General features: G+C 69.5%; 17 protein-coding genes. 9 read left to right on the top strand and 8 right to left on the bottom strand.

All coding sequences use genetic code 11. From position 1 onward, the window contains the following. Nucleotides 1-197: 197 nt before the first annotated feature. The 6 genes from gyrA to dnaA all read right to left on the bottom strand — a co-directional run bounded on the left by gyrA (nucleotide 198) and on the right by dnaA (nucleotide 11,004). Nucleotides 198-2,702: a DNA gyrase subunit A gene (gene gyrA / locus MXD59_RS04490; RefSeq protein WP_248823545.1), complete on the bottom strand. Its 2,505-nt coding sequence runs from the start codon at nucleotides 2,700-2,702 to the stop codon at nucleotides 198-200. 67 nt (nucleotides 2,703-2,769) lie between these two features. Then, the gene (gyrB, locus tag MXD59_RS04485) at nucleotides 2,770-4,704 is read right to left on the bottom strand and encodes a DNA topoisomerase (ATP-hydrolyzing) subunit B (protein WP_163549569.1); all 1,935 of its coding nucleotides are present in this window, start codon (nucleotides 4,702-4,704) and stop codon (nucleotides 2,770-2,772) included. A 200-nt stretch (nucleotides 4,705-4,904) separates the two neighbouring features. Beyond that, nucleotides 4,905-5,654, bottom strand: a complete 750-nt coding sequence (locus tag MXD59_RS04480) for a DciA family protein (protein ID WP_248823544.1) — start codon at nucleotides 5,652-5,654, stop codon at nucleotides 4,905-4,907. Beyond that, on the bottom strand, nucleotides 5,644-6,810 hold the full coding sequence (gene recF, locus MXD59_RS04475) for a DNA replication/repair protein RecF (protein ID WP_248823543.1): 1,167 nt from the start codon (nucleotides 6,808-6,810) through the stop codon (nucleotides 5,644-5,646). The genes MXD59_RS04480 and recF overlap by 11 nt, the downstream gene beginning before the upstream one ends. Nucleotide 6,811: 1 nt before the next feature. Next, nucleotides 6,812-7,993, bottom strand: a complete 1,182-nt coding sequence (gene dnaN / locus MXD59_RS04470) for a DNA polymerase III subunit beta (RefSeq protein WP_248823542.1) — start codon at nucleotides 7,991-7,993, stop codon at nucleotides 6,812-6,814. Nucleotides 7,994-9,243: 1,250 nt separating this feature from the next. Further along, nucleotides 9,244-11,004 carry a chromosomal replication initiator protein DnaA gene (gene dnaA, locus MXD59_RS04465; protein ID WP_248823541.1) on the bottom strand — a complete coding sequence of 587 codons (1,761 nt, stop codon included), beginning with the start codon at nucleotides 11,002-11,004 and terminating at the stop codon, nucleotides 9,244-9,246. A 664-nt stretch (nucleotides 11,005-11,668) separates the two neighbouring features. Here dnaA and rpmH point away from each other — a divergent pair. The 9 genes from rpmH (at nucleotide 11,669) to MXD59_RS04420 (ending at nucleotide 19,880) form a co-directional block, all read left to right on the top strand. After that, on the top strand, nucleotides 11,669-11,806 hold the full coding sequence (gene rpmH / locus MXD59_RS04460) for a 50S ribosomal protein L34 (protein ID WP_163549387.1): 138 nt from the start codon (nucleotides 11,669-11,671) through the stop codon (nucleotides 11,804-11,806). A gap of 30 nt (nucleotides 11,807-11,836) precedes the next feature. Further along, nucleotides 11,837-12,217 carry a ribonuclease P protein component gene (rnpA, locus tag MXD59_RS04455; protein ID WP_248823540.1) on the top strand — a complete coding sequence of 127 codons (381 nt, stop codon included), beginning with the start codon at nucleotides 11,837-11,839 and terminating at the stop codon, nucleotides 12,215-12,217. Further along, nucleotides 12,214-12,771, top strand: a complete 558-nt coding sequence (yidD, locus tag MXD59_RS04450; RefSeq protein ID WP_248823539.1) for a membrane protein insertion efficiency factor YidD — start codon at nucleotides 12,214-12,216, stop codon at nucleotides 12,769-12,771. The genes rnpA and yidD overlap by 4 nt, the downstream gene beginning before the upstream one ends. Nucleotides 12,772-12,776: 5 nt before the next feature. Further along, on the top strand, nucleotides 12,777-14,048 hold the full coding sequence (gene yidC / locus MXD59_RS04445) for a membrane protein insertase YidC (protein WP_248823538.1): 1,272 nt from the start codon (nucleotides 12,777-12,779) through the stop codon (nucleotides 14,046-14,048). A 153-nt stretch (nucleotides 14,049-14,201) separates the two neighbouring features. Further along, complete coding sequence (locus MXD59_RS04440) at nucleotides 14,202-14,756, top strand: Jag family protein (protein ID WP_163549390.1); 555 nt, start codon at nucleotides 14,202-14,204, stop codon at nucleotides 14,754-14,756. Further along, nucleotides 14,749-16,713 (top strand): hypothetical protein, encoded by a 1,965-nt coding sequence (locus MXD59_RS04435; RefSeq protein WP_248823537.1) that lies wholly within the window; start codon nucleotides 14,749-14,751, stop codon nucleotides 16,711-16,713. Before MXD59_RS04440 ends, MXD59_RS04435 begins: the two co-directional genes overlap by 8 nt. Before the next feature lie 380 nt (nucleotides 16,714-17,093). Next, nucleotides 17,094-17,936: a 16S rRNA (guanine(527)-N(7))-methyltransferase RsmG gene (rsmG, locus tag MXD59_RS04430; protein WP_372511907.1), complete on the top strand. Its 843-nt coding sequence runs from the start codon at nucleotides 17,094-17,096 to the stop codon at nucleotides 17,934-17,936. Between the two features lie 208 nt (nucleotides 17,937-18,144). Then, entirely contained in the window at nucleotides 18,145-18,894 is a 750-nt protein-coding gene (locus MXD59_RS04425) for a ParA family protein (RefSeq protein ID WP_308222661.1), read from the top strand. Beyond that, the gene (locus tag MXD59_RS04420; protein ID WP_163549393.1) at nucleotides 18,891-19,880 is read left to right on the top strand and encodes a ParB/RepB/Spo0J family partition protein; all 990 of its coding nucleotides are present in this window, start codon (nucleotides 18,891-18,893) and stop codon (nucleotides 19,878-19,880) included. The genes MXD59_RS04425 and MXD59_RS04420 overlap by 4 nt, the downstream gene beginning before the upstream one ends. Before the next feature lie 55 nt (nucleotides 19,881-19,935). Here the strand turns inward: MXD59_RS04420 and MXD59_RS04415 are convergent, their stop codons facing one another. Together MXD59_RS04415 and MXD59_RS04410 are read right to left on the bottom strand one after the other, a co-directional pair. Further along, complete coding sequence (locus MXD59_RS04415; RefSeq protein ID WP_248823535.1) at nucleotides 19,936-20,574, bottom strand: GNAT family N-acetyltransferase; 639 nt, start codon at nucleotides 20,572-20,574, stop codon at nucleotides 19,936-19,938. A gap of 554 nt (nucleotides 20,575-21,128) precedes the next feature. Further along, the gene (locus MXD59_RS04410) at nucleotides 21,129-22,445 is read right to left on the bottom strand and encodes an N-acetylmuramoyl-L-alanine amidase (protein ID WP_248823534.1); all 1,317 of its coding nucleotides are present in this window, start codon (nucleotides 22,443-22,445) and stop codon (nucleotides 21,129-21,131) included. Between the last annotated feature and the right edge of the window lie 238 nt (nucleotides 22,446-22,683).

The following is a 22,683-nucleotide window of genomic DNA, read 5'->3' as shown; positions in this document are numbered from 1 at the left end:
GGCGCCCGGCCGGTCAGGCCGGTCATCCTGACTGTCGCTCACGGACCACTCCCGGTTCGCTTCCGGGCGACGCACGCCGCTCGTGCGCCCGCCCCTGCCACGCGACCGCATCGCGCGGTGCCACCTGGACGCGCTGCCGGGGCCGGCACCGCGACGCGGACGGCCGCCGCCCGGCGTCGAGCTCCACGGTCCGGGACTCAGCCGTCCTGGGCCGGGGAACCGTCGCTGGCGTCGGTGTCCTCCACATCAGCATTACGCGCCACCCCGACGACCTGCACACCGGATTCCAGATCGATGAGGCGCACGCCCATCGTCTGGCGCTGCGCTCGGCGGACGTCCTGGGCAACAGTGCGCAACACACCTCCGTTGGACGCGATCGCGTAGAGCTGGTCGTCCGGTTCGACGACCAGCGCACCGACGAGCCCGCCGCGGGTCGAGACGATCTTAGCGGTGAGCACACCCTTGCCACCGCGGCCCTGCACCGGATACTCCGCCAGCGGCGTCCGCTTGGCGTAGCCGCCGGAGGTCGCGACCAACAGGTCGGCGGTGCTGTCGGGGACGACGACGTCCATGGACAGCAGTTCGTCCTCGGCGTCGAAGCGCATGCCGATCACACCGGAGGTGGCCCGGCCCATCGGGCGAAGCTGGTCGTCGTCGGCGTGGAAGCGGATCGACTGGGCGTTGCGGCTGACCAGGAGCAGGTCGTCGCCGGGGGCGACCAGGCGGGCGGCGATCAGCTCGTCGTCGTCGCGCAGGTTGATCGCCACCAGGCCGCCGGCCCGGTTGGAGTCGAAATCGCGCAGCGAGGTCTTCTTGCACAGGCCACGCTTGGTGGCGAGCACCAGGTACGGCGACACCTCGTAGTCCTGCAGAGCGATGACCTCGGCGATCCGCTCGTCCTGGCCGAAGGCGAGGATGTTCGCGACGTGCTGCCCCTTGGCCGAGCGGGCCTGCTCGGGCAGTTCGTGCGCCTTCGCCCGGTACACCCGTCCCTTGTTCGTGAAGAACAACAGCCAGTGATGGGTGGTGGTGACGAAGAAGTGCTCGACGATGTCGTCCTCGCGCAGCGCCGCGCCCTGCACGCCCTTGCCGCCGCGACGCTGCGAGCGGTAGAGGTCGGTCTTGGTGCGCTTGGCGTAGCCGCCGCGGGTGACGGTGACGACGACATCCTCGCGGGCGATCAGGTCCTCGATGGACATGTCGCCCTCGAACGGCACCAGCCGGGTGCGTCGCTCGTCGCCGAACTTCTCGACGACCTCGGCGAGCTCCTCGCCGATGATCTCCCGTTGGCGGGACGGTGAGGCGAGGATCGCCTCCAGCTCGGAGATCCGGGCCCGCAGCTCCGCGGCCTCGTCGATGATCCGCTGGCGCTCGAGGGCGGCCAGGCGGCGCAGCTGCATGTCCAGGATCGCGGTCGCCTGGATCTCCGAGAGCGTGAAGCGCTGCATCAGCTGGCCGCGGGCGGCTTCCGCCGACTCGGCGTTGCGGATGAGGCTGATCACCTCGTCCAGATGGTCGAGCGCGATCAGCAGACCGTCCAGGACGTGCAGCCGCTCGCGGGCCTTGCGCAACTGGTAACGGGTGCGTCGGACGATGACGTCGACCTGGTGCTCGACGTAGTAGCGGATCATCTGGTCGAGGCGTAGCGTGCGCGGCACCCCGTCGACGATCGCCAGCATGTTGACGCCGAAGGTGTCCTGCAGCTGGGTGTGCTTGTACAGGTTGTTCAGCACGACCTTGGCGACGGCGTCCCGCTTGAGGTCGATGACCAGGCGCTGACCGATACGGGCCGAGGTCTCGTCGCGGACGTCCGAGATACCGGTGACCTTGTTGTCACGGACCAGTTCGGCGATCTTCTCGGCGAGGTTGTCCGGGTTCACCTGGTAGGGCAGCTCGGTGACGACGAGCTGGGTGCGGCTCTTGTTCTCCTCGACGTTGACGACCGCCCGCATCCGGATGCTGCCGCGACCGGTCCGGTAGGCGTCCTCGATGCCGCTGCGCCCGACGATCAGGCCGGACGTGGGGAAGTCCGGGCCCTTGACCAGGCCGAGCAGCGCCTCGAGCAGTTCCTCGTCGGTCGCGTCGGGGTGGTCGAGCGCCCACTGCACACCGGCGGCGACCTCACGCAGGTTGTGCGGCGGGATGTTCGTCGCCATCCCGACCGCGATGCCGCCGGCCCCGTTGACCAGCAGGTTCGGGAACCGGCTGGGCAGGACCAGGGGCTCCTGCGAACGGCCGTCGTAGTTCGGCGCGAAGTCGACGGTCTCCTGGTCGATGTCGCGCAGCATCTCCATGGCCAGCGCGGCCATCCGGGCCTCGGTGTACCGCATGGCCGCGGGCGGGTCGTTGCCCGGCGAACCGAAGTTGCCGTTGCCGTCGACCAGCGGATACCGCAGCGACCAGCTCTGCGCGAGCCGGACGAGGGTGTCGTAGATCGCCGTGTCGCCGTGGGGGTGGTAGTTACCCATGACGTCCCCGACGACACGGGAACACTTGAAGTACCCGCGGTCAGGGCGGTAGCCGCCGTCGTACATGGCATACAGCACCCGACGGTGGACGGGCTTGAGCCCGTCCCGTACCTCGGGCAGCGCGCGTCCGACGATGACCGACATGGCGTAGTCGAGATACGACCGCTGCATCTCGACTTCGATACCGATGGGTTCGATGCGGTCAGCGGGGGGTGGCGGCAGGACGTCGACCACGGGGTCCTTCCAGGGCAAGAGGGATCAGTCGTCAGGGGGACAGGCAGCCGTCCCGGGGTGCGCTGGCTCAGATGTCCAGGAAACGCACGTCCTTGGCGTTGCGCTGGATGAAGCTGCGACGAGCGTCGACATCCTCGCCCATGAGCACGGAGAACAGTTCGTCGGCGACGGCCGCGTCGTCCAGGGTGACCTGCAGCAGGATGCGCCGGTCCGGGTCCATGGTGGTGTCCCACAGCTCGGTCGCGTTCATCTCGCCGAGACCCTTGAACCGCTGGATGGCGTCCTTGGGCAGTTTGCGCCCGGCTTCCACCCCGCGCTGGAGCAGACCGTCGCGCTCGCGGTCGGAGTAGGCGTACTCCCAGTCCTCCCGACCCCACTTGATCTTGTAGAGGGGGGGTTGGGCCAGGAAGACGTGACCGGCCTCGACCAGCGGACGCATGAACCGGAACAGCAGAGTGAGCAGCAGCGTGCGGATGTGCTGACCGTCGACATCGGCGTCGGCCATCAGCACGATCTTGTGGTAGCGCAGCTTGGCGATGTCGAAGTCGTCGTGGATGCCGGTGCCCAGCGCCTGGATCAGGGCCTGGACCTCGGTGTTCTTCAGGACCCGGTCGATGCGGGCCTTCTCCACGTTGAGGATCTTCCCGCGCAGCGGCAGGATCGCCTGGAACTTGGAGTCCCGACCACCCTTGGCCGAGCCACCCGCCGAGTCACCCTCGACGATGTACAGCTCGCAGCGCTCCGGGTCGGTGTACTGGCAGTCCGACAGCTTGCCGGGCAGCCCCGTGCCACCGAGCAGACCCTTGCGCCGGGTGAGGTCCCGGGCCTGGCGGGCGGCGATCCGGGCCCGCTGCGCGTCGAGGGACTTGCTGACGATCGCCCGCGCCTCGGTCCGGTTCACCTCGAACCAGTCCTTGAGCGCCGAGTAGCACATCTCCTGGACGAACTTCTTCGCCTCGGTGTTGCCGAGCTTGGTCTTCGTCTGCCCCTCGAACTGGGGCTGGGCGAGCTTCACCGAGATGATCGCCGTCAGGCCCTCGCGGATGTCGTCACCCGAGAGCCGCTCGTCGCCGCCACGGGCCCCGGCCTTGACCGGCTTGAGCAGGTTCTGATCCTTGGCGTAGGCGTTGACGGCGCTGGTCAGCGCGGCGCGGAAGCCCTCCTCGTGGGTGCCGCCCTCGTGCGTGTTGATCGTGTTCGCGAAGGTGTAGACCGACTCGGAGTAGCCGGCGTTCCACTGCATCGCGAGCTCGGCCTCGATGCCCGTGCCCTTGGACTCCAGCGAGATCACGCTGCGGTGGATCGCGTCCTTGGTGGCGTTGAGGTGGACGACGAAGTCGACCAGGCCGTTCTCGTAGCGGTAGGTGGACTGGAGCTCCTCCTCGCCGCGCTGGTCGATCAGCGTGATCGACAGGCTCTTGTTGAGGAAGGCCATCTCCTGGAGCCGCCGGGAGAGCGTCTCGTACTTGTACTCGGTGGTCTCGAAGATCTCCGGGTCCGCCCAGAACGTGACGGACGTGCCGGTCTTCTTCGACGGACCGGTCTTGACCAGCGGCTTCGCCGGACGGCTGGCCACATACGGCTGGAACCAGACGTGCCCGTCCACCTGGATCTCGACGTCGAGCCGGGTGGACAGGGCGTTCACGACGCTGACACCGACGCCGTGCAGACCACCGGAGACCGCGTAGGACTGGCCGTCGAACTTGCCTCCCGCGTGCAGGGTGGTCAGCACCAGTTCGACCGTCGGCACCTTCTTCACCGGATGCATGCCGACCGGGATGCCACGGCCGTTGTCGACCACGCGGACGCCGCCGTCGGCCAGCAGGGTCACGGAGATCGTGTCGCAGTAACCGGCGAGCGCCTCGTCCACCGCGTTGTCGACCACCTCGTAGACGAGATGGTGCAGGCCGCGCTCCCCGGTGGAGCCGATGTACATGCCCGGACGCTTGCGGACCGCGTCGAGACCTTCGAGAACCTTGATCGAACTAGCGTCGTAGGCCACGCTGCGGGTCCCCTCGTTCTGGGCGGAAGTATCCACCAGTCTACCTCGCGACCCGTTATGGCGGACGCAGGGTGACCCCTGACGCCGGCACAGCGCCCCGAGCAAGGGGATGGTGAACTCCCCTACCCGACCGACGTCGTTCGGGCTTCCACGCCGTCACGAGGCCAGCCGACGCCCGATCGACGAGCGACTGGACGAGATCAACCGTAGGTGTCCCGGGGACCACGCCCGCCGGTCCGGATCGACCCGTGACGCCAGGACGGCGCCGTCGGCCCACGCACCGTGATCCGTTGGACGACCCGAGGGCCGAGCTCGCGGTGCAGGATCACGAGGATCTGCGGCGCCAGCATCCGCATCTGGGTGGCCCAGGCCGTCGACTCGGCGACCAGCTCCAACTGGCCATCACGCAGGGACACCGGGGTGCAGCGTTCGGCGATGTCCGGCCCCACGATGACGTCCCAGCGGCTGAGCACACTCGCGTCCGCCGCCTGCTCCCGCCAGCCACGCGAGGCGAGCAGCCGGCCGATCGCGGACCCGAACGCCAACGGCTCCCGCCACTGCCGCCCCGGCCGAGCGATCCCCGGCAGCTGCGGCAGCCGGGGCGGCTGGCCGTCGTCGTCCGCTCGACGCCGCCCACCGACACCGCCGCTGCCGCCGCCTTGGAACCGGCCTCCCGAGCCACCGGGGAACGCCACGCCCGCCACGCCCGCCACGCCCGCCACGCCGCCGGCAGGGTGGTCACCGCCGCCCGCGTCACGGTCCTGGCCCGCCTGGCCACCACCGGCTCCGGACCGGTTCGGGTCCGGCGTCGGACGTCGGCCCCGGGCTCGATCCCGCGCGTCCTGCTTCGCCTGGGCGAGCACCTGCCGGGCGAGATCCGCCCCGCGCGCGGCGGCCGCCGCGGCCGCCGCCGGGGACACCTCGGGCGGGTCGGGTGGGTCAGCCGGCATGGCGCACCTGCGCGTCCAGAACCGTGTAGCGGGTACCGGCCAGTTCGACGGGCACGTCCTCCGCCACCGCGGCCGTCACCAGCACCTGTTCGGCGGAGGAGACCAGTTCGGCGAGCCGGGCCCGGCGGCGGGCGTCCAACTCGGCGAAGACGTCGTCGAGCAGCAGGACCGGTTCGCGGTCATCGGCTCGCAGCAGTTCGAACGAGGCGAGCCGCAGCGCCAACGCCAGCGACCACGACTCACCATGGCTCGCGTAGCCGCGGGCGGGCCGGTCATTGATCGACAGCGCCAGATCGTCGCGGTGCGGTCCGACCAGGGTCATCCCGCGCTCGATCTCCCGGGAGCGGGCCGCGGCCAGAGCCTCGTGGATGGCCTGCGCCAGCCGAGCCCGGTCGCCACCGGCGGAACCGACCGTGGACGCGTCATCGCCGGGTGAGAGGGCGGCGCGGTAGTCGATGGAACTGGTGTACTCCAACGCGATCGGGACCTCGGCGCCGGCGACCGACCGGTAGGCGGTGGCCACCGCCGGCCGCAGCGCCTCGACCAGCGCCAGCCGGGCGGCGAGCACCTCGGCGCCGTGCGTGGCCAGGTAGCCGTCCCAGACGTCCAGGGTGCGCAGGTCACCCCGACCGCCGGAACGTCGGGCCGCGCCGGCCGTGCGCAGCAGCGTCGAACGTTGCCGGACCACCCGGTCGTAGTCGGCGAGCACCGCGGCCAGCCGCGGCGTGCGGGCGACCAGCAGTTCGTCGAGGAACTGCCGCCGTCCAGCCGGGTCACCCTTGACCAGCGCGAGATCCTCGGGTGCGAACAGGACCGTGCACAGCAGGCCCAGCACGTCGCGCGCCCGGGACACCGGTGCCCGGTTCAGCCTTGCCCGGTTCGCCCGTCCTGGGACGATCTCCAGCTCGACCAGCGCCGCCCGGTCGCCGCGCACGATCCGTGCCCGCACCACCGCCCGTGACGCACCGTCACGCACCAGGGCGGCATCGGCGGACACCCGATGGCTGGCCAGCGTCGCGACATAGCCGATCGCCTCGAGCAGGTTCGTCTTGCCCTGGCCGTTGCTGCCCACGAACGTGACAACCCCGGGACCCAGCGTCAGCTCCAGCGACGGGTACGACCGGAAATCGACGAGGGACAGATGGGTGAGATGCACGTCATCCGTTCAACCGGATCGGCATCAGCAGGTACCGGTAGTCGGGTAGTTCGCCGTTGTCGTCGGCGGCCAGCTTGCCCGTGAGGATCGCCGGCTTGCTCGCCGCGACAGTGGGATCGTCGGCGCTGGCGAAGCCGATCCGCACCACGTCGGACTCCAGGGCACCCAGCGCGTCCAGCAGGTACGACGGGTTGAACGCGACGGAGAGCTCCGGACCGTCGTAGCTGACCGGCAGTGTCTCGGTGGCCTGCGCCTCACCGCCGGTGCCGGCCTCGAGCACCAGGTGATCCGGGGAGAACGACAGCTGCACCGGTGCCGTCTTCGCCGCGACCAACGCCACCCGTCGGACGGCCTCCTGCAACGAGGCGATCTCCAGCTGGGCGATCAGCGGTGAACTGTCCGGCAGCAGCTTGCGAAACGGCGGGAACTGACCTTCGAGCAGCCGGGTGGTGGTCTGCCGGGTCGAACCCGCGAAGCCGGCCAGTGTCTCCCCGGACGGCCCGGCGCCCAGCGAGATGGACACCTCGACACCCGACCCGGACAGCGACTTGGCCGTGTCCAGCAGGGTGCGGGCCGGCACCAGCGCGACCGTGGCCGGGGCGCCGGCGAACTCGCTGGCCTCACCGGCGGGACGCCACTTCAGCGTGCGCACGGCGAGGCGGTAGCGGTCGGTCGCGGCCAGGGTGAGGGAGTCGCCCTCGATCTCGATCCGCACACCGGTCAGGACCGGGAGGGTGTCGTCACGGCCGGCGGCGATCGCCACCTGCGCGACGGCAGCGGCGAAGGCGGAGCCCTCGATGTGCCCGGTGACCGGGGGCATCGCCGGCAGCGTCGGGTAGTCGTCCACCGGGAGCATCGGCAGCGCGAACCGGGCGTTCCCACAGATCAGGACGAGCCTGGTGCCATCGACGGACAGGTCGACCGGAGCGGCGGGGAGAGCTCGGGTGATCTCGGCCAGCAGCTTGCCGTTGACGAGGCCCCGGCCCTCCTCCTCGACGGTGGCGTGCACCGTGCTCTGGGCGGCGACCTCGTAGTCGTAGGCCGCGACCTTGAGCAGCGGGCCGGTGGCGTCGAGCAGGAGTCCCGACAGCACCTGCAGCTGGGTGGTCGGCCGGCTCGGCAGCGTGCGGGCGGTCCAGGCGACCGCCTCGGTGAATTCGTCCCGTTCCACCCGGAACTTCATGGTTAGCCCCTCCTGTCGTTCCCACCGGCTCGTTCTCACCGGCGTTCGGAGTCGTTCCGTTGGGAACACCGATCAGCATCCCAGAGTGCCAGGCGCCACCGACGGGCGGCTGGCCCCAGCCCCAGCCGCTGGCAGGAGCCCGCGACAGCGGACGGCCGATCTTCCTCCGGCGGCCTGATCGCGCCTTTGCTTCCTGATCAGAAGAAGCTTGATCGTCCAGCGATTCGATCATGATCGTTTCGGATTCGCGATCTTGAAGCGAGTTTTCCACATCCCCTAGTACTTGCAGTTCTTGATTTTTAAATTTGAGATCTTAAGAGCCGTCGTAGTAGGGGGTGTGGAAACTGGGGATAACTCGAGTTTTCGCAGGTCAGAGGCCCAGTAGGCCGGTGCAAAACCTGTGGGGGCCGCTGTGGATCGGCGCAGGAGATATCCACAGGCCGGAATCGTGTCCACAGGGACCACACTGTCCCTCCACACTGGATCCCCGAGTTATCCACAGTCTGTCCACGGCCGCTTCCACCGATTTAATCGCTTACTATCCACAACTTTTTCCACAAGCTGTGGGTGGACCACGCCGTGTTCCCACCGCATCCATCGGGCCGGCCGGCCCACGCCGGGCCCACGCCAGGCCATCACCGCGAGGCGCCCACCGCCGGACCACAGCCACCCCTCGCCAGCCGGCTCCCGTCCTCATCCCCCGTCGGTGTCGGGTGATCCCTGGAGCGGGCCTGGCCGCGGGCCGGTGGCAGGCGAGGACGCCGTCCGCCCCTAGGCAGCCGATCTTCTTCTCGCGATCGAGCCCGGCGTCGACCCGCGGGAGATCCAGCCACTCGTCGTGGGACCCGCTGCCCTGTTTCTCCGATCGGGCGCGTTCCCACGACCATGGCCACGTTCTGCGGCGCTTTTACCGGGGGCACGGCAACGCAGGACGCACACGGGCCACCGTGGAGGTGTTCGTTTCCGACCGACCCTCGACGGAGACCCGTGTGGCGGAGCCTGGCTCGGGGCCGGCCATGGAGCTGAAAGCCGCATCAGCCACCGGAGGGCTGCGAGCCCGTCAGACATGCGGGCAGCCGACAAAGGCCCTGCCGCCGTCGACCTGGAACACCCCGGGGACCCGTGGGTGGAATCAGGGCGGGAACCCGCGGGTGGAATCAGAACAGGCCCGCAGCAGGAATCAGAGCGGACTGGTGGCTGGGATCAGAGCTGGCCGGCGGTTGGAACCCGCATGGCGGCCGGCGAGCGGATCAGGGCTGGCGGGCCTGTAGACGGATACGGTTGGTCAGCTCGGTGACCTGGTTGTAGATGGCCCGCCGCTCGGCCATAAGGCCGCGGATCTTGCGATCGGCGTGCATCACCGTGGTGTGGTCACGGCCACCGAAATGCTGACCGATCTTGGGTAGGGAGAGGTCGGTGAGCTCGCGGCACAGGTACATGGCGATCTGCCGGGCGGTGACCAGGACACGGCTGCGGGAGGTGCCGCACAGGTCGTCCATGGAGACACCGAAATAGGCGGCCGTCGCGTTCATGATTTCGACGGCGGTGATGTCGGGGTTGCCGGCGTCAGGAATCAGGTCACGCAGAACGATCTCCGCGAGGGTGCGGTCGACCTGGGACTTGTTCAGGCTGGCGAACGCCGCGACCCGGATCAGCGCGCCCTCGAGCTCGCGGATGTTGCGCTCGATGTGGGTGGCGATGTACTCGAGGACGTCCGGCGGCACGGGAAGACGTTCGGTGGCAGCCTTTTTCGACAGGATCGCGATGCGGGTCTCGAGGTCGGGCGGGGTGATGTCGGTCATCAGGCCCCACTCGAAACGGCTGCGCAGCCGGTCCTCGAGGGCGGAGAGCTGCTTGGGGGAACGGTCGGAGCTGATGACGATCTGCTTCTCGCCGTCGTGCAGGACGTTGAAGGTGTGGAAGAACTCCTCCTGCGTCCGCTCCTTGTTCTCCAGGAACTGGATGTCATCGACGAGGAGAACGTCGACGTCACGGTAGCGGCGCTGGAATGCCTGCTGACGGTCGTCCCGAATCGAGTTGATGAAGTCGTTGGTGAACTCCTCCGAGCTCACGTACTTTACTCGGGTGTTCGGGTACAGCTTCAGGGCGTAATGGCCGATCGCGTGCAGCAGATGTGTCTTTCCGAGACCGGAGTCGCCATAGATGAAAAGCGGGTTGTATGCCTTGGCCGGCGCCTCGGCGACGGCGACCGCGGCGGCATGGGGAAAACGATTGCTGTCACCGATGACGAACGTCTCGAAAATGTAGCGTGGGTTGAGTCGGGCCTGAGCCGGCTCGGCCTCCGTGGCGGGCGAGGGAGCCTCTCGGCCAAGGCCCGCACCCACGCGCATCGCGGGCATGCTCTCGGCCCGCGCATCGGTACCGCGGGAGTCCGTACCGCGGGCGTCGGCCCCGGGAAAATCGGTGCCGCGGGCGTCCGTGCCGAAATAGCCCGTGCTGTGGGCGTCGGCCCCGCGGGCGTCCGCCGGCAGCGGATCGGCGCCGGCCGCCTCGGGGAAGGGCAGCTCGCCGTTGACCGGTGTGCTGCCTCTCGCGCCACCAGCGCCAGCGCCCTGGTTGCCACCGGAGGCCGGGAACGAGTCGCTCGCTCCGATCCCGCCGGGACTCACCGACGGGTCGGCGGCGCCAGGCCCGCCGGGGCGCACGATCCGGATCGGTCCGCTCATCGGTTCCGGATCGGGCAGGTGCTCGACCGTGACCGCGACCCTGATGTCACGTCCATAGGCTGTGGACAGGGCTGTGGACAGGAACGGGCGCAGCCGGGAGTCGAGCAGCTCCTTGGTGAACTCGTTCGGAGCGGCCAGCAGAGCCGTGTCCTGCACGAGGCCGAGCGGGCGGGTGAGGCGCAGCCAGGCCCGCTGCTGGGCGGACAGCGTGCCGTCCGCGACGCCGGAGACCGCCTGGCGCCAGACCGCGGCCAGATCCGGGTCACCCGCCGGCTCGTCCCCGAACGGCAGACCGGCGACGGAGTCGGCGCGGGAGTTGGACACGGGGGCTCCTCGGGCAGTTCGGTACGGTTGCGGGCGATACGGTCCCACGTGTGGGTGGGTTGGTCGGGCCGGCGGCTGTGGTCCTGGTCCGGTGGTGGCCGAGCGGCTTCATCCCGATGGTTCTCCACATCGTCGTCCACAACCTGTGCATGGCCGCGGTGGGGCACCCGGCGTGGCGCCGGCTGCCGGCATCGGGTGGGTCCCGGCGCTAGCGGGCCGGCCCTCGGCCGCGGCGCCGCGCTGTGCTGGCGTTCGCCCTCTCCACAGGCGTTTCCACAGGTCAGGATGCCCGGCTCGCCGCCGGAGACGACCAGCACGAACCGAGCTGGTGTGGTCTGGCGCACGCCGACGAGTGTCCTGTCGTCTCTGGATCGTAAGGCGCGGGCTCACCCGCCGTGTCGGGGCCGTCGGTATGGCGACGAATGTGCGCCGGTCCGGGCACCGCCCGACCCCGGGTAGCGCCGCGATGGCCCGCCGATCGGGGCGGCCACCGGGCCGGCGTGGGCGCGGGCATGTGTACGCTAGGTCGAACCGCGGTGTTAGACCGCTTCGTTTGTCGTGGGATGTGCCAGCGCGGCCGTGTGGAGTGGGGGCCGTGTGCAGCGGTCCGCCCCTCGGCCGCGAAGATCACCGCCCGCGTCCACCCTGCAGACGGAGTTCTCACGTGAGCAAGCGCACCTTCCAGCCGAACAACCGCCGGCGGGCCCGCACGCACGGGTTCCGTCTGCGGATGCGGACCCGCGCCGGTCGCTCGATCCTCTCCTCGCGTCGACGCAAGGGCCGCAGCGAACTCTCCGCCTGACGGCGGGTTCCTGTCGCAGCGCGACCGATCATGCTTCCCGTGGGTTCCCGCGTCCGGTCCAGGGCCGATCACGCCCTGGTCGGCTCCGCGGGCCGACGGGCACGCTCCGGTCCACTGGTTGTCCACAGCGTGTGGACGGCCAGTGGAGAGCCGGCGCGAGCCGGATTCGTCGTCGGTCGTCGGGTGGGCAAGGCAGTCGTGCGCAACCAGGTGCGTCGCCGGCTGCGCGAACAGATGCGTACCCGACTTCGGTCGCTGCCGCCTGGCAGCATGATCGTCGTGCGCGCCCTTCCCGATGCCGCCACGGCCAGCTCCGACCGTCTCGGTCAGGCGCTGGACGACGCGCTCGCCCGGGCCGCACGCTCCATGGCCGGTCCCCGGCCGCCCGCCACCGGTGGAGATACCCGGTGACGGCGTGGCCGGTCGCCGCCATGGTGATCGCCGGGCTGATGGCCGCTGATCTGCTGCTGGCCAGTGCTCCGGTCGAGCGCAGGCTGCCCCGGTTGGCCCGAACGCCTGCCGGTGCGGTGCGCGGGCCGCTCGCGTGGACGCTTGGCTGGCTCGTCCGGTTCTACCGCGCGGCCTGGTCGGCGCGTAACGCCGGGATGTGTCGCTTCGAGCCGTCGTGCAGCGCCTATGCGCTCGCGGCCGTGCGTCGCCACGGTGGAGTGCGCGGCGGCCTGCTCGCCTGCGCCCGCCTGCTGCGGTGCCAGCCGTTGTCCGCCGGTGGTTACGACCCGGTTCCCGGTGCCGCGCAGGAGTCCGGCGGCGAGCGCGGAGTGCCTGGTGACCGGCCGGTGGGAACCATCGGGAGGTCGCGGCTCGTTCGCGACCCCAGGAGGGTTGAACCCGTATGTGCGCTCGGTAACCGGGCGTGCCGTCCCGCGGGTGTGGACACCCGCCGAATGCGGGGACGCGGGCCGAGATCGTCAGTTCCGGTCGCGGACCGTGGGCGTGAGGAGTAGGAACGTTGCTGGACCCCCTTTACCATCTTGCCGCGAACGCGATTGTCTTCTTCCACAAGGGTTTTGGCCCGATCCTCGGCGAGAACAACTTCTTCGCCTGGGCCTTCTCGGTCGTCCTGCTGGTCGTCTGCGTGCGGCTGCTGATCTTCCCGCTGTTCGTCAAGCAGGTGAAGTCACAGCGCACGATGCAGATGATGCAGCCCCGGATCAAGGAGATCCGGGAGAAGTACGGGCACGACAAGCCGCGCATGCAGCAGGAGATCATGGCGCTGCAGCGGGAGCACGGCAATCCGCTGCTCGGCTGTCTGCCGATCGTGTTGCAGATCCCGCTGTTCATCGCGCTGTTCCACGTCTTCACCCACCTGGCACCGGTCGACGGGCAGTGGCGGCCGCGAGTCGGCCTGTCCGCGGACCAGGTGGAGCAGATCGCCTCGGCCAAGATCGGTGGGATCTCGCTTGCGAGCTCCTTCAACTCGGACTCCAAGCTGGTGGATCTGCTCCACATCAACACCACCAACGTCAGGGTGCTCGCGGTCATCCTGATCGTGCTGATGGGTCTCACGACCTACATGACCCAGCGGCAGATCATGGCCCGCAACGGCCCGGTCGACCCGCAGCAGGCCCTGGTCCAGAAGGTCCTGCTGTACGGCTCGCCGATCATGCTGGCGGTGTTCGGTTTCCGGTTCCCGATCGCCGTGCTGCTCTACTGGTTGACCACGAACCTGTGGAGCATGGGGCAGCAGTTCTTCGTTATCAAGAAGATGCCGCCGATCAAGCCGCTGTCCGCGAGTGGCCGTCCGGCCGGGGCTCGTCCGTCCACCGACGGCACGGCAGTCGCTGCGGCCCGGCCCGCACCCGGCGTGCGCGCCGGCGCCAAGTCGAAGAACCGGCCCAGGCCCGCGGCCGCCACGGCACCCAGCCTGACCAAGGGTTCCGCGGAGACGACCAGCGCGGCGGCGAAGTCGTCCACGGCCCCTCCCGGCACCCGTTCACGCAGCGGCGCGGCCCGTGCGGCGAAGAAACCGACCGAGGCGACAGCCGGTCCCTCCGGTTCGCCGGGCTCTGCCAGCGCGGCCAGTTCCGCCGGCACGGGCACGGCAGCGGACGGCGGTTCGCAGCCGGCCGGCCAACCGAGTACAGGTGCGGGTTCGAGCACGTCAGCGGACAGCACCAGCCGCACCGCGTCGGTGCCCGCCGGTGTCCGCCGGCAGGTCGGTGGATCCCGCCCGGCCAAAAAGCAGCGTGGCAAGGGCAAACGGCCCGGCGGACGCCGTTGACCGTCGCTCCGTCCGGCCGCACGGTTGATTCGTGACCGGGAAAGGTCGGCCGGCCACCGGGAAGACCCCCACCGGCGACCCCGATGATGTCTCCGGGCGGGGGCATCCCGTAATCTCGGCTCCGCCGCCCCCCGTTCCCCTGGAGAAGCACTGATGACCGGTTCGGCACCCGACCTGGCTGTGGATGGAGCCGAGGTCACCGACGAGCAAACCGCCTCCGAGGCGGAAGCCTCCCCGCAGAAGCGACGCCTCGCGGACCTCGAGCAGGAAGGCGAGATCGCCGCGGACTACATCGAGGGCCTGCTGGACATCGTCGACATGGACGGCGACCTCGACCTGGACGTCGAGAGCGGCCGGGCAGTGGTGGCCGTGGTCGGTGACGGGCTGGACAAGCTGATCGGGACGGGCGGGGAGACACTCGAGGCGTTGCAGGAACTCACCCGGCTCGCCGTCCTGCAGCGGACCGGTAGCCGTAGCCGGCTGATGCTCGACGTCGGCGGTCACCGGGCCAGGCGCCGGATCGAACTGCGCAAGATCGCCACCAAGGTGGCAGCGCAGGCGCTGGAGCAGGGCAAACCGGAGACGCTAGCGCCGATGACGCCCTTCGAGCGCAAGGTCGTCCACGACGTCATCGCCGAGATCGATGGTGTGCACAGCGAGTCCGAGGGTGAGGAACCGAGCAGGCGGGTCGTCATCCTGCTTGACTGACGCCGCCGTGCGGCTGCGCCCCGCCCGGCGGGCGACGGCGCTGGCCGCGGTCGGCGTCACGGCGGTCATCGTCGGCGTGCTCGGCCTGCTACAGGCCTACCTGAGCAGGCCGTTCTGGTACGACGAGATCTGGCGGGCCCATGTGGTCAGCGAGCCGGCCAGGTCGCTGTGGGCGGAGCTCGCGGTCGCGAACACCCCGTCAGCGCTGGGCTGGTTCGGACTCACCCGGCTGTCCGGGGACGTCTTTGGCTGGCACAGCTGGGCACTGCGCCTGCCCGGCTTCGTCGCCGTCCCACTGTTGGGCGCCGTGATCGTGATCGTGGCCCGTCGTTTCACCGGTGTCACCGCCGCGGTGGCGGCGGCCTGCTGGGTCTGTCTGAACTCGACTTTTCTCGATCTCGCGACCCAGCTCAAGCCGTACGCCCTGGAGACGCTGGCAGCCACTGCCATCCTCGCGCTGTGGATGGTCGACTCGCCGTCGGATCATGCGGGCGAGCGCGCCAGCCGGACGTATCGTCCGTCGGCGGGGTCGGCGGGGTCGGCGGGGTCGGCGGGGTCGGCGGGGTCGGCGGGGTCGGACAAGGGTCGGCTTGCGCGGCGGGCGGCGGCAGGTGTGCTCGCCCTGTTCGCCGTGCCGGGAATCTTTCTGATCGTGCCGCTGGCGGCGGTCGATCTGTGGCGGGGCCCGCAGCGACGGTGGCGGCTGCTCGAGTGCTCGCCCGCGCTGGTGCTCGCCGGTCTGCACACAGTCGTGTTCGTCGCCCACCAGTCCAGCCAGCGCAACGGCGTCTACTGGGACCGACAGTTCCTGGCCGGCCGCGGACCACTCGATGCGATCCGCTTCGTCGCCGACCAGCTCCGCCTCACTCTGACCGGCTCCCCGCCAGGCATCGACCGCTTCGATCCGAGCCTCGTCCACGGCGCGCTGCCCCTGGGCTCCCTCGGCCCGTGGGTGGCGGTACTGCTTGGCCTGGTCATCGCCGGCACCGGCGCCATCGGTGGGTGGACCCTCGCCGCCCGCCCGGACGGACGGCTCCTGCTCGCGGCCCTCGCCGGCACCGAACTGATGATGTTGGCGGCGAGTGCCGGCCGTTACTGGCCCTTCGGCCCTACACGGACCAATGCGTTCGCCGTCCCCATGCTGATCGTTGTGGTTCTGGTGGGTGTCGAGCGGGTGTTGCGATGGCTCGTGCTGTTCCTAAGGCAGCAGAGCCCCGGTAAGGCCCCTCAGATCGATGCTGAGGGGTCGTCTGGTGCGGACCCTACCCTGACCCCTGGATCAATCGTAATCTCACGATCACTATCTGAGTTTTCGCCGTTTTTGCACGCTCCGGATGGCTCGGCGCGACCCTCGGGGCCAAGCGCCGCGGCCCGGCCCGGCGCACCTGCGGGAGGTTGCGCGCTGATCGCCGTCGCCCTTGTCGCCGTCGCCTTGGTCGGGCTGGTCGGCTCCGGCGGGCTCCTCGCCGGGAACTCTCTTGCCGGCAGCCGGCTGCTGTGGGACCACCGCGACCGGATGCGCGGCCTGGATCTCATGGTCGACGCGGCAATCGCCACCCGCCGGGTCGCCGGCCCCGATGATGTGGTGGCCGTCGGTGGGCGCCTCGCCCGCCCCGGCTGGCTGTACGCGATGGAGGTCAGCGCCGACGGTTCGCGCGACCCATCGGCGCTACCGCCCCGGATCTCCCGAGCCGAAACACTCTTCTTCGGGGGATCGACGCCTCCTCTGACCGCCCAGATCGCCGGCCGGCCGAGCCAGCCACGGCACCTGATCGTCTTTGTCTTCGACATCGAGCAGCGCGACCTGTCCGGCCAACTGGCCGCGCTGACCCGCGCCGGCTGGTGCGCCAACCGGAGCTGGGCCTTCCGCCTCACCGGCACCCTGACCCGCTACGACCGCTGCACCCAGGACGCCGCTTCGGTCACTGCCCAGGACGCGCGGCCCTCCCAGCACTGACCCGAGACGGATTCGCCGCCCGCGTTGGCTCTCCCACTCTGCGCTGGTTCCCACGTCGGGCCGGCTCCCCTACCCGTGCCGGCGGCTCCCGCCCGGGCCGGATCGCCGCGGTGGTCACGGTGCACGGCCTTGCGGCTCCGGCTTCGCTGGGCGACCGAACCGATCCTCAACTACGGCGGTTGTCGAAGGTCCAGACCCGTCGAGGATGCTGGTCGGGTGCATGGTTCATCGACTTCGTCTTCGGTACCTGTCGTGGTTGCCACCGCAGGCCACCGTCCGTTCGGACTCCCGCCGGGTTTCATCCACCGGCCCACGGCCTGTGGTGACGGACCTCTGGTGCAGGCCATCGGCCTGGTCGGGCGTACCCAGGCAGGTGTGCGATGAGCGACGCGGACCGAACATCCGGGTCATCCAGCCCTCAGCCACCGCCGTCGGAGACACCTCAGTTGCCCGTTCCGCCGGTCGCGGGGGAGATCTTCGGTGAACGTCTCGCGCAGGCGATCCGTTACACCGAGCTTCTCGCGACCGCCGGGGTGGAACGTGGACTGATCGGACCTCGGGAGACCGACCGGCTCTGGCAGCGCCACGTCCTCAACTGCGCAGTGATCGCTGAGGCGGTTCCGGCGGATGCCGACGTCGTCGACGTAGGCAGCGGGGCCGGTCTACCAGGCATTCCGCTCGCGCTGGCCCGATCCGACGTGCGGGTTGAGCTGCTCGAGCCGATGGAACGACGCTGCCTTTTTCTGCAGGAGGTGATCGCCGCACTCGACCTGGAAAGTCAGGTTTCGGTGCGCCGGGGCCGCGCGCCGGATGCCGGAATCGGCCCGGACGGTCGTAGATTCGGGGTGGTCGTCGCGCGCGCGGTCGCCCCGCTCGAGCGCTTGGGTGCAATCCTCCTGCCGATGCTGCAACCGGATGGTGTCATGCTGGCGATGCGCGGTTCGAGGATCCTGGCAGAGTTGCAGGACGCGCGCGGCAGTCTCGGAGCCCAGGGTTGGCATCCAGTCGATGTCGTGGTGTGCGGGGAGGGCCGGGTGGACGAACCCAGCCGAGTCCTCCGTGCCGTGCGAGCGGCCGAGCTTGCCCGGGCCGAGAGCAAGAAAGGGCGCGGCGACGGTGAGCGACACGATGGCAGACAGGTCAGACGAACGGCGCGGGATTCGCGGCGATCACGAGAGGCCGGTCGCGACCGGCCGACACGTGGGCAGTCTCGTTCCACGTGAAACAGCGTTGATCGGTCGGGACGGATCGATGGGCGGGAGTGCTCGGAGCCACGAATCTGCGCTCTCCTCGCTGGATCCCCTGGACCGGTCGACCCCGATCGGAGCGGCGGCGGCAGCAGCAGTGGAAGCCTTGGCGGCAGAACGACGACAACCATTCCCGCGACCCACCCGGCGGCGCATCATCTCGGTCGCCAACCAGAAGGGTGGCGTGGGGAAGACGACGAGCACGGTGAATCTCGCTGCGGCGCTCGCGTCGCATGGAGTACGGGTCCTCGTGATCGACCTCGACCCGCAGGGCAACGCGTCGACGGCGCTCGGCATCGAGCACCATTCCGGGGTGCCCTCGATCTACGAGGTGCTACTGGGCGACCGTCCGTTGGACGAGGTCATCGTCCCCTCGGCGGAGGCCCCGGAGCTGTACTGCGCCCCGGCGACGATCGACCTCGCGGGCGCGGAGATCGAGCTGGTGTCGCTGGTAGCCCGGGAGAACCGGCTGCGCCGGGCCATCGCGGGACTACAACGGGAGATCGACTACGTCTTCATTGACTGCCCGCCGTCTCTCGGGCTGCTGACGGTCAACGCGCTGGTTGCGGCCCGGGAGATCCTCATCCCTATTCAGTGCGAGTACTACGCGCTGGAGGGCCTGGGCATGCTGCTGCGCAACGTGGAACTCGTCCAGGCACACCTGAACCAGGACCTGCGCCTGTCGACGATCCTGCTCACCATGTACGACTCACGCACCAGGCTGGCCGATCAGGTGGTCCAGGAGGTCAAGGAGCATTTCGGTGACCGGGTACTGAGCACGACCATCCCCCGCAACGTCCGGCTGGCTGAGGCCCCGAGCTATGGCCAGTCCGCGCTGACCTACGATCCGACGTCGCGTGGTTCGCTGTCCTACCTGGCAGCGGCCCGGGAGCTGGCGGAGCGAGGGGTACAGCCGACCGAGGTGCCGAGGTGAGCGCCCGCCGCAGCGGTCTCGGCCGCGGACTCGGCGCGCTGATTCCGGTGGCGCCGCAGTCGGAGGAGGGACGGCTGGGTAGCGAGGATTATCTCGACTACTCCTCCGGCGGTTACGGCGGGCGGGATGATTCGGGCCGGCCAACCGACGGCGGCACTGGCCCCTTGCCGGTGCACGGAGCCACCTTCCGAGAGTTGTCCGTCGATGCCATCGACCCGAACCCACGTCAACCGCGGACGAACTTCGACGAGCAGGCGTTGGAGGAACTGGCCGCGAGCCTGCGCGAAGTAGGCCTGCTGCAGCCGATCGTGGTGCGGCCGACGTCTGGGGAACGCTTCGAGCTTGTCATGGGTGAACGGCGTCTGCGGGCATCTCAGCTTGCCGAACTCACCGTGATACCTGCCATCGTGCGGGACACGACCGATGATGCGATGTTGCGCGATGCCCTCCTGGAGAACCTGCACCGGCAGCAGCTCAACCCTTTGGAGGAGGCAGCCGCCTACGAGCAGCTGCTCCAGGACTTTGGGGCGACCCACGAGGAGCTCGCGACCCGGATGGGCCGCTCCCGGTCGCATGTCACGAACACCATCCGGCTGCTGGGCCTGTCCCCCGCGGTGCAACGACGCGTGGCCGCAGGGGTGTTGTCCGCCGGGCATGCGCGGGCACTGCTGTCATTGCGGGATTCCGAGGCCCAGGATCGCCTGGCCACCCGCATCGTGGAGGAAGGTCTGTCGGTCCGGTCGGTAGAGGAGATCGTTGCGTTGGGCGAGGACACGCCCCGCAAACGAGCGCCGAGTGGGCCTCGGGCGGCCTCGCCCGTGCTCGCCCGGTTCGCTGATCAGCTTTCTGATCGGTTCGAGACCCGAGTGAAGGTCGATATGGGCCGGTCCAAGGGAAAGATCACCGTCGAGTTCGGTTCGATCGAGGACCTCGAGCGCATCGTGGCCGTGATGTCCCCTGGAGCCGACGACCTTTCTCGTCCCTAGCGTCGGGCCGGCCGCAGCATCCGCGGTGGATGGTGCGGCCGGCATGCGGAGTCGGTCAGGCTGGATGTCCCGCCTGACCCACCTTGCGTAGCACGCCCTCGGGAGTCATCGAACCGAGCAGGCGCTCCAAGGCGACCTCCACGTCCTCACGCCAGCTGACGGCATTCTTGATCTCGAGGCGCAGCCGGGGCCACCGGTGGTGTGGCCGGACCGTCTTGAATCCCACGGACAGCAGGTAGTCGGCCGGAACCACGCATCGGGCCCCCGAGTTCTGGCCGTCACCGAAGGCCTCCACGGCCCTGAACCCTCGGCGTTGGATGTCCTTCGCGACTGCCTGCGTGAGGATGCGGCCGAGGCCCTGGCCCTGGAACTCCTCCAGGATGAGCGCGGTCATGAGGAGTACGGCATCCGGCGAGACCGGACTGGTCGGGAAGGCCGCAGATCTGGGAACGTACGCCGGCGGCGCGAACATGACGAAGCCGGCTGGCGCTTCCTCGATATAGGCGATCTTTCCGACACTGCCCCACTCGAGAAGCGCCGACGAGACCCATGCCTCCTTCTCGATCTCCGAGGTGCCAGCCTCCTCGGCGCGGCTACGGGCAACCGGGTCGAGTTCCCAGAACACGCACCGACGGCAGGGCAGGGGCAAGTCGTCGATGTTGTCCAAGGTGATGTTCGCGATGCGGCGGCTCATCGAAAAGGCTCTCCAGCGGTCGGCCTCGGGACCACCGCCCCGATCTCGATGGGCGGCAGCGTACGGGACTCAGCCTAGGCGGACCTGCCGTGATCCCGGGCCGGCCGCCGGGGGAGTTTCACGTGAAACCACTCTCCCCCGCCGCGGCCGAGCTCGCCGGGAACGCCGCCGACGTGCGTCGATCGGCTCTGGTCCGTGGGGTATCAGCGCCGGGGCATCCGACGCGGTCGCCTGCCCAGAGCTATCTGGTGCGGCCGGCTGGCCGAAGCGAGTCGTCGCTGGGCCGTCCAACCGAAGCGATCTGATGTGGGCCATCTGGCGGCGGTCCGTCCGACGTGGGGGTCTGAAGCAGCCGCAGATACGGCGATATGAGTTCGGCGTCGAGAGTCAGGGCGGCGCGAGATCCGCTGTGAGTCCGAATGGCGCGGGGGACCGGAACGTGGCCGGCCGAACGTGGCCGGCCGAACGTCGCCGACTGGAGCGGCCTGAGCGGCGCGGCGCCGGGTGGGGCGTGGACATCTGGGGTGAGGTGGGCGCGCGGCCGCGGTTGTCGTTCAGGCCCGGCCGGCGACGCGGGGGACGTGGAGCTGACCAGTGGGCGCGTCGAGCTCGGGCGGAAGGAACAGGCGCTGCGTCGCGGCCAGGACTGCCTCGGCTACCGCGGCGCGGAACTGTGCGCTCCCGAGCGCCTGGGCGTCATGTTCGTTGGTGAGATAGCCGAGGTCCAGCTGGACGGCAGGCATGCGGGTCCGGCGGAGTAGATCCCAGGCCTTGGGGTGAGTTCGGCAGTCCAGCATGTCGGTGCGCGAAACGATCTCACGCTGAACGAGCTGCGCGAAGCGCTCACCGACTGCCGACGATCCGCGGGTCGTCCCGTAGTAGTAGGCCGAGATGCCCTGAGCCTGCGGTGAGTCGCTGCCGTCGGCGTGCAGGGAGATCAGCAGGTCGGCCTCGAGGGAATTGGCACGGACCGCGCGTTCCTGTTCGGTCAGGGATTCATCCGGACCGTGGATGAGGACTGACTCCAGGCCGGAGTCGGTGAGCCTGATCGAAAGCCGGTCGGCCAGGTCGGCCATGAGGTCACGCTCGTACAGCCCGTTGCTGACAATGCCGGTGTCGTCGCCGCCGTGGCCGGGATCCAGGGCGATGACGACACCGAGCAGGGACGAGCCGCGGGCGAGCAGGCGCACGGACTCCCGTAGGACATCCGGACGGCCGCCGGTCACCGTGCGACGTAGGCGGGTCAGCTCGCCCAGGGTCTGCGGGCCGCACCGGCCGTCGGGCTGGAGGCCCCGGTTGCGCTGGAAGTCGCGCACCGCGCCTTCGGTGCGTGGGCCAAAGATTCCGTCGGTGCGCCCGACATCGAATCCCATGTTGGACAGGCGCTCCTGGAGCGCCGCCACATCGTCACCGACAAACGGGTGCGCGGCGCTGTGGTAGAGCAGCCGGTCGCCGAGGTTGCGCCGGGCTTCCTCCAGCGCGCGGGTGCTGTCCGGACCGAGGATGCCGTCGACGGACAGACCACGGCTCTGCTGGAAGGCGCGTAGCGCCCGGTCGAGGGTCCGATCGAACTGGTCGGGCGGGGTGCTGGGTGAAGCTGTCGTCGTCGGCGGGGTCGGCTGGCCAGTGGACGGGTCCACGGGTACCGCAGGCGCCACCGAGCCGGACGGCACCGCGTCAGCCGACTGGACCGTGTCGGTCGATGAGCCCGTGTCGGTCGATGAGCCTGGGTCGGCAGCGCCGGGGAGAACACCGGCCACTGCCGGTCCACCGGCCTGTCGGGGTGTCGCCGGCAGAAATCCGAGGTGTGTCAAGGTCTCTCGAACCTCGGCGATGATCGGAGCCTGGTCTCCCAGCCGCAGCAGCTTCACGTCCATGAACCCTTCAGCTCGGCCGCCTCACCGTGCATATGGATGAGACCGCAGCTCGCAACCACCGCATCGCTGGACTGATCTCCCCACCCACGAATGCCGGATCTGCTGGATCTCAAGCCTAGGCCATGACCATGTGGTCCTGACCTGCCAGGAAGGGGAACCTCCGACACTGACCGGTGCGGGCGGGGTGCCGGAGAGGCGGTGAAGGTGCCGTTCAGGTCGGTGAACGCCGACG

This window comes from Frankia umida (assembly GCF_023242945.1).
GTDB classification, from domain to species: Bacteria; Actinomycetota; Actinomycetes; order Frankiales; family Frankiaceae; genus Frankia; species Frankia umida.
Note: the sequence above shows the minus strand (reverse complement) of the source record. Positions and strands in the feature narration are given on the sequence as shown.